Origin of the sequence: Streptomyces sp. 13-12-16, assembly GCF_002114215.1 — a bacterium.
Classification (GTDB): Bacteria; Actinomycetota; Actinomycetes; order Streptomycetales; family Streptomycetaceae; genus Streptomyces.
On record NZ_NCTE01000103.1, the window covers coordinates 1 to 5,711 of the forward strand.

The 5,711-nt window shown below is 71.8% G+C and carries 4 protein-coding genes and 2 pseudogenes; 2 read left to right on the top strand and 4 right to left on the bottom strand.

Features of this window, described 5'->3' with window-relative positions; all coding sequences use genetic code 11:
• The 4 genes and pseudogenes from B7767_RS05155 to proB form a co-directional block, all read right to left on the bottom strand.
• Positions 1–292: pseudogene (locus B7767_RS05155) on the bottom strand (hypothetical protein); the annotation flags it as partial.
• A 72-nt stretch (positions 293–364) separates the two neighbouring features.
• Complete coding sequence (locus B7767_RS05160; RefSeq protein WP_085571072.1) at positions 365–1,651, bottom strand: glutamate-5-semialdehyde dehydrogenase; 1,287 nt, start codon at positions 1,649–1,651, stop codon at positions 365–367.
• Positions 1,652–1,714: 63 nt separating this feature from the next.
• Positions 1,715–2,182 carry a hypothetical protein gene (locus B7767_RS05165; protein WP_085571073.1) on the bottom strand — a complete coding sequence of 156 codons (468 nt, stop codon included), beginning with the start codon at positions 2,180–2,182 and terminating at the stop codon, positions 1,715–1,717.
• Between the two features lie 133 nt (positions 2,183–2,315).
• A complete protein-coding gene (proB, locus tag B7767_RS05170) occupies positions 2,316–3,494 on the bottom strand; it encodes a glutamate 5-kinase (RefSeq protein WP_085571070.1) in 1,179 nt (392 codons plus the stop codon).
• A 190-nt stretch (positions 3,495–3,684) separates the two neighbouring features.
• Between proB and B7767_RS05175 the strand changes: the two genes are divergently transcribed.
• Both B7767_RS05175 and B7767_RS05180 read left to right on the top strand, forming a co-directional pair.
• Positions 3,685–5,100 carry a polysaccharide pyruvyl transferase family protein gene (locus B7767_RS05175; protein WP_085571071.1) on the top strand — a complete coding sequence of 472 codons (1,416 nt, stop codon included), beginning with the start codon at positions 3,685–3,687 and terminating at the stop codon, positions 5,098–5,100.
• A gap of 119 nt (positions 5,101–5,219) precedes the next feature.
• Positions 5,220–5,711: pseudogene (locus tag B7767_RS05180) on the top strand (hypothetical protein); the annotation flags it as partial.

The following is a 5,711-nucleotide window of genomic DNA, read 5'->3' on the forward strand; positions in this document are numbered from 1 at the left end:
ACCCCCCCGGGTAGCCGCCGTACCCGTCGTCGTACCGGTCGCCGCGCGTACGGGCCCGGCGGGCCTCGGCCTCGGAGGCCTCGGCTCTGGCCTGCGCGGCGGCCAGGAGGCGTTCGACGGCGGTCGGCTCGTGGACCTCGGCCGCCCGTACGAAGGCCTCGTCGAAGACCACGGAGGCGAACTCTTCGTCCGACACCCCGCGGTCGTGGTCGTCGTCGGGCTCCCAGCCGTCAGGGAACGGCGTACCCCCCACGTCCTCCGGCACAGACCCAGAGTAGACCTGGGGGGTCATTTTGGGCAGACGGTATGGAAATTCATCCGTCTGCTGAGACGGTCCCGCCGCCGCTCCCCCTGCGTGCGCGGGTCAGCGCCGTACGTGACCGTCGCCGGTGACGATGTACTTCGTGCTGGTCAGCTCGGGCAGGCCCATCGGCCCACGGGCGTGCAGCTTCTGCGTCGAGATGCCGATCTCCGCGCCGAAGCCGAACTGGCCGCCGTCGGTGAACCGGGTGGAGGCGTTCACCGCGACCGTGGTGGAGTCCACCAGCTGGGTGAAGCGGCGGGCGGCCTGCTGCGAGGTGGTGACGATGGCCTCGGTGTGGCCGGAGGTCCACAGCCGGATGTGCTCGACGGCCCGGTCGAGGGAGTCGACGACGGCGGCGGCGATGTCGTGGGAGAGGTACTCGGTCTCCCAGTCCTCCGTGGTGGCCTCCACGACGGTGGCGCGGGAGTCCTTGGCGTACGCCATCACGCGTTCGTCGGCGTGCACGGTCACCCCGGCGTCGGCGAGGGCGTCCAGGGCGCGGGGCAGGAACTCGGCGGCGATGTCCTGGTGGACCAGCAGGTTCTCGGCGGCGTTGCACACGCCGACCCGCTGGGCCTTGGAGTTGACCAGGATCTCCACGGCCATGTCGAGGTCGGCCGCCGCGTCGACGTAGACGTGGCAGTTGCCGGTGCCGGTCTCGATGACCGGGACGACCGACTCCTGGACGACCGTGTTGATCAGGGAGGCGCCGCCGCGCGGGATGAGCACGTCGACCAGGCCGCGGGCGCGCATCAGCTCGCGCACGCTGTCCCGGCTCTCGCCGGGCACCAGCTGCACGGCGTCGGCGGGCAGCCCGGCACCGTGCACGGCGTCGCGCAGGACGCGCACGAGCGCGGTGTTCGACCGGTACGCGGAGGACGAGCCGCGCAGCAGGACCGCGTTGCCGGACTTCAGGCAGAGGGCGGCGGCGTCGACCGTGACGTTCGGCCGGCCCTCGTAGATGATGCCGACGACGCCGAGCGGCACCCGGACCTGGCGCAGGTCGATGCCGTTGGGCAGGGTGGAGCCGCGGACGACCTCGCCGACCGGGTCGGGCAGCGCGGCCACGTCCCGCACGTCGGCGGCGATCGCGCGCACCCGCTCGGGGGTGAGGGTGAGCCGGTCGATCATGCCCTCGCTGACGCCGGCCTCGCGGGCCCTGGCCACGTCCTGGGCGTTGGCCTCGACGATTTCACCCGTACGGACTTCCAGCGCGTCGGCGATGGCGAGCAACGCGTCGTCCTTGGCGGCCCGCGGCAGCGGCGCGAGGGTGGCCGCGGCCCCCTTGGCCCGGTAGGCGGCCTGGCTGACCGGGGACATCGAGTCGTACGGCGAGAGCGTGGTCATGAGGGAAGGGTAGTGCGGGCGGCGGGCGCGATCGGCGGTCATCCCGAACCATGAGACACGTGTTCAAAACGGGTGGACGCCGACGGGTGTCGCCAGGACCGGCCCGTAGCCCGCCGCGACGCGCTGGTGGTAGGTGGCCCGGTCGATGACCTCCAGGCCGACGATCTCCCAGGGCGGCAGGCCGGCGGTCCGGCGGTGTTCGCCCCACAGGCGCAGCGCCACCGCGGCCGCGTCGTGCAGGTCGCGGGCCTCCTCCCAGTAGCGGATCTCCGCGTGGTCGTCGGCGTAGCGGCTGGTCAGCAGGAAGGGGTGGTCGTGGGCGAGCTGTTCCAGCGCCCGCCGGACCTCCGTGACCGGGGCCGGCCGGCCGGAGACGCTGAGGGTGACGTGCCACAGGCGCGGCAGGTCCCGGGGGCCACCGCCGCCCTGGAACCGGTCACCGGCCGCGACGCTGCTCAGGGCGCGTTCGTCGTCGGCCGCACGGGAGCCTGCACCGCGAGACGATGTCGTCCCCGGGCGCACTCGTGTCACGACGGCCTCCTTCACGCGCGGACCCACCCGGTGGTCGGGCGGATGTGTCCTCGCAACAAAGTTGAGCAGGCCGCCGTGGCTCGCGGGGCACTTTTGCGGAACGTCCACCACCGAGGGCGGATGTTTCGGCACATTAAGGATGCAGGACCACCAGATCGTCCCTGTGTACGACCTCACGTTCGTACTCCGGTCCGAGATCCCGGGCGAGTTCATGGGTCGAGCGGCCGATCAGGAGGGGGATCTCCTTGGCGTCGAAGTTGACCAGCCCCCGGGCCACCGCCCGCCCCTCGCCGTCCCGCAGCTCCACCGGGTCGCCCGCGCTGAACTCGCCCTCGACGCCCGCGATCCCGGCCGGCAGCAGCGACTTGCGGCCCTGGACGACGGCGCGGACCGCGCCGTCGTCCAGGGTGAGCGAGCCCTGCGGGGCGGAGGCGTGCTGGAGCCACAGCAGCCGGTCGGCGGAGCGGCGGCCGGTGGGGTGGAAGTAGGTGCCGGTGTCGCCGCCGGTGAGGGCGTCGGCGGCGTGGACCGCGCTGGTCAGCACCACCTGGATGCCGGCGGCGGCGGCGATCGAGGCGGCCTCGATCTTGGTGACCATGCCGCCGGTGCCGACGCCCGCCTTGCCTGCGCTGCCGATCTCGACGTGGGCGAGGTCCTCGGGGCCCCTGACCTCGGCGACGCGGGAGGTGCCGGGGCGGCTGGGGTCGCCGTCGTAGACGCCGTCCACGTCGGAGAGCAGGACCAGCAGGTCGGCGTGGACCAGATGGGCGACGAGGGCGGCGAGCCGGTCGTTGTCGCCGAAGCGGATCTCGTCGGTGGCGACGGTGTCGTTCTCGTTGACGATCGGGAACGCGCCCATCGCCAGCAGCTTGTCGAGGGTGCGGGAGGCGTTGCGGTGGTGGGCGCGGCGGCTCATGTCGTCGCTGGTCAGCAGCACCTGTCCGACCCGGACGCCGTAGCGCGCGAAGGAGGCGGTGTAGCGGGCGACCAGCAGTCCCTGGCCGACGCTGGCGGCGGCCTGCTGCCGGGCCAGGTCCCTGGGGCGGCGGCGCAGCCCCAGCGGGGCGAGCCCGGCGGCGATGGCGCCGGAGGAGACGAGGACGATCTCCCGTTCTCCGCCCGCCCGTCTCCCACCACCACCCTCAGCCGAGGCCCTACGGGCCACCCCCTGATTGCGCACCTTCGCCAGCACGTCGACGAGCGCGTCCACGCGGTCCGCGTCCAGACCGCCCGCCGCGGTGGTCAGCGACGAGGAGCCGACCTTGACGACGATCCTGCGCGCCTCGCCCACGGCCTGCCTTGCCCCTGTCACCTTGCCGCCCGTCCCTCACGTCGATCGGTCGCCCCTCAGGCAATCTACGCGAAGTGGATCGCGCGTCGCCCGGCCGTTCCAGCCTCCGGACACGCGCACCGTGACCATTCACTCACGCACCGCGTCGAGTGAAAAGGTTGCGCCGGGCACCTATAGAAATCAAACATTCCGCAAACGTATTTTGAATGGTGTGTCACACAACGTTCGCCGCAAGAAACGCATCCTCCTCAGATCGGGGAAGAGCCCCTACGACGTCCTGTCCGTGGAGGAGGCCCTCCACCGCGACGTCATCGCCACCAACTCCGGCAACCTGATCTTCAGCGATGCCGCACACAAGATCCTCGAGACGCCCCACACCGAGGTGGTCTCGAACGAGATGCGGACCGAGGTGGCCGCGGCGGCACGTATCAACGAGGAGTACGACGCCTTCGTCGTCCCGCTCGCCAACGCCTTCCGCCCGTCCTTCGAGCCGGGCCTGAAGCGGCTCACGCGGCTGATCGGCCGACTGAAGATCCCCGTGGTCGTCCTCGGGGTCGGCGCGCAGACCGGGCTGAACTACAACCCGGACCGGCTGAAGCCGATGGAGCCGTCCGTACGCGCCTTCGTCTCCGCGGTGCTCGACCACAGCGCCTCGATCGGCGTGCGGGGCGAGTTCACCGAGAAGTACCTCAAGGACATGGGCTTCCGCGACGTCGAGGTGATCGGCTGCCCGTCGCTGTTCATGTACGGCAAGGAACTCGTCGTACAGAAGCGGACCCGGGCGCTGACCGCCGACTCGCGCATAGCGATCAACGGCTCGCACAGTGCCGTGCGCAGGCTCGGCATGGGCCGGATCATCTCGCGCACCCACTCCCGCTACCCGAACCTGCGGTTCATAGGCCAGAACCTCAGTGACGCGAGGCAGTTGCACTGGCGGGACCTGTCCGACCCGAACGGGAAGGTCACCGCGATGCCGACGCATCCCGACCACCCGATGTACCGGGAGGACAAGGCCCGCGTCTACGTCGACCCGGTCACCTGGATCGACGACCTGCGGGACTTCGACTACTCCTTCGGCTCCCGCATCCACGGCAACATCGCCGCGCTGCTGGCCGGTACGCCCGCGACCGTGCTGTGCGCGGACTCGCGGACGCTGGAGCTGTGCCGCTACTTCGAGATCCCGCACCACCGGATCGACGAGCTGCCCGAGGACGTCGACCCGGCGCGGCTGTACGAGGAGACGGACCTCGGCGCGCTCACGGGCAACCACCACGAGCGGTTCGAGCGGTTCACGGCGTTCCTGGACCGCAACGGCCTGGAGAACACCTTCTCGCACGGCGACGGCGGCGCGGCCTTCGAGAAGAAACTGCGCTCGCTGGACTTCCCGGCGGGCGTGCGCCCCTGGATCGACACCGACCTCTCCTCCCTCGCCTCCCGCATGGGCTGGCTGAACAACCGGGTGGGCGAACTGACCGAGGAGAACACCCGGTTGAGGCGGGACCTGGACCGGGCGAGGTCCGGGGCGCGCGGGTACGCGGCAGGGCCGGCGACCACGTCGGTGTACCGCCGGGCCCGCCGCGTGGTGGGCGCCCCCCTGCGCCGGGCGCTGCAGGGAGGCCGGAACTAGGGTTTCGGGGGCCATAGCACCCCTGGTCACTCCACACGACGAGGACACCCGCGTGTCGTCCGGAGGTGGGCGCGCGTTAACCCGGGCGCCCGTTCTGCGTCGACCCTGGAGTGACCGCAGTGCCCGAACCCTCGTCCCCCCGGCGGCGGACCGCCGCCCAGTTGCTCGTCCTCGCCGTCCTGTCGGCCGCCTTCGCCGCGCAGGCCGTCGCCGCACTGCGCCCCCACGTGCCGCTGCTGCTCGTCTCGACCGCCGTGTCCCTGGCGGTCGAGGGCGTGCTGTACCGGTGGCAGCCCGGCTTGGTGTCACTGTTCGCCAAGTCGCACGCGGACGTCACCGTCCGCCATGTGCTGCGCGATCTGCTGCTGGTGGTGGGTCTGCTGCGGCTCGGCGAGCAGCACCGGGAGACGCAGTACGCCCCGCTGGTCGCCGGGCTGCTCGCCTTCTACGCGCTGCACTGCACGGTCCAGGCGGTGTCGGTGCTGGTCCGCCGCACCCGCACGCTGCCGGTGCTGACCCGCAACATCGACGCCTCGGCGCTGCGCCTGTCCCCCGCCCCGGCCGCGCTGCTGCGCCGCCCCGGTCACCGGCTGCTGGTGTTCGGCCTGCCG

Bases quoted from the DNA above. Each gene is read 5' to 3' on its own strand.
- B7767_RS05160 (WP_085571072.1), bottom strand. From the start codon at position 1,651: ATGACCACGCTCTCGCCGTACGACTCGATGTCCCCGGTCAGCCAGGCC.